Below are 1,086 nucleotides of genomic sequence, written 5' to 3'. Positions count from 1 at the left end.
TGGCGATTGCATCCGCCCTTCCGGCAGTTGGGCGGAGTCACATATCCACGACGACGCGGCCGCGGATCTTGCCCTCGACGATATCGCGCGCGGCATCGACGATGCCGTCGAACCCGATGGTGCTGGACAGGCTGGCGAGCTTCTGCAGATCGAGGTCGGTGCCGATGCGGCGCCATGCCTCGAGGCGGACTGCTTTCGGCGCCATCACTGAATCGATGCCGAGCAATGAGACACCGCGCAGGATGAAGGGCGCGACGCTGGCCGGCAGGTCCATGCCGCCGGCCAGGCCGCAGGCGGCGACCGCGCCGCCATAGGAGGTCATCGAGAGCACATTGGCCAGCGTGTGGCTGCCGACAGCGTCAATACCGCCGGCCCAGCGCTCCTTGGCCAGCGGCTTGGCCGGCTGGGCAAGCTCCTCGCGCGAGATCACCTCGGCGGCGCCAAGGTCCATCAGAAAGGGGCTTTCGGCATTGCGGCCGGTGGAAGCAATGACATGGTAGCCGAGGCTGGACAGGATGGAGACCGCGACCGAGCCGACGCCGCCGGCTGCCCCCGTCACCACCACCGGGCCGCGATCGGGCAGGATGCCGTGCCGCTCCAGTGCCATGACACAGAGCATGGCGGTATATCCTGCGGTGCCGACGGCCATCGCGTCATGCGGGCTGATGCCTTGCGGCAGCGGCACCAGCCAGTCGCCCTTGACGCGGGCACGGCCTGCATAGGCACCGAAATGGGTTTCGCCGACGCCCCAGCCATTCAGCACGACCTTGTCTCCGGCGCGCCAGTCGGGATGCGAGGACGAAATGACGGTGCCGGCGAAATCGATGCCCGGCACCAGCGGCCAGCGGCGGATCACCGGCGCCTTGCCTGTGATCGCCAAGCCATCCTTGTAGTTCACCGTCGTTGCCTCGACCGCGACGGTGACATCGCCTTCCATCAGGTCGGCCTCGGTGAGATCGGTCACGGCGACCGACTGCTTTTTCTCGGCGTCACGCGAAACGAGGATGGCTTTGAAGGTTTCGGACATGTCTTTCTCCGCGATCTTGACGACATGAACTGTGCGGCGATGGCCGCACGGGGTCAATC

At 66.5% G+C, this 1,086-nt stretch carries 1 protein-coding gene; it reads right to left on the bottom strand.

What is annotated here, in order from left to right:
• Nucleotides 1-37: 37 nt before the first annotated feature.
• Nucleotides 38-1,027, bottom strand: a complete 990-nt coding sequence (locus EN879_RS36890; protein ID WP_024502831.1) for an MDR family oxidoreductase — start codon at nt 1,025-1,027, stop codon at nt 38-40.
• Nucleotides 1,028-1,086 lie beyond the last annotated feature (59 nt).

This window comes from Mesorhizobium sp. M7A.F.Ca.AU.002.02.1.1 (genome assembly GCF_003998535.1).
GTDB classification, from domain to species: Bacteria; Pseudomonadota; Alphaproteobacteria; order Rhizobiales; family Rhizobiaceae; genus Mesorhizobium; species Mesorhizobium ciceri.
Note: the sequence above shows the minus strand (reverse complement) of the source record. Positions and strands in the feature narration are given on the sequence as shown.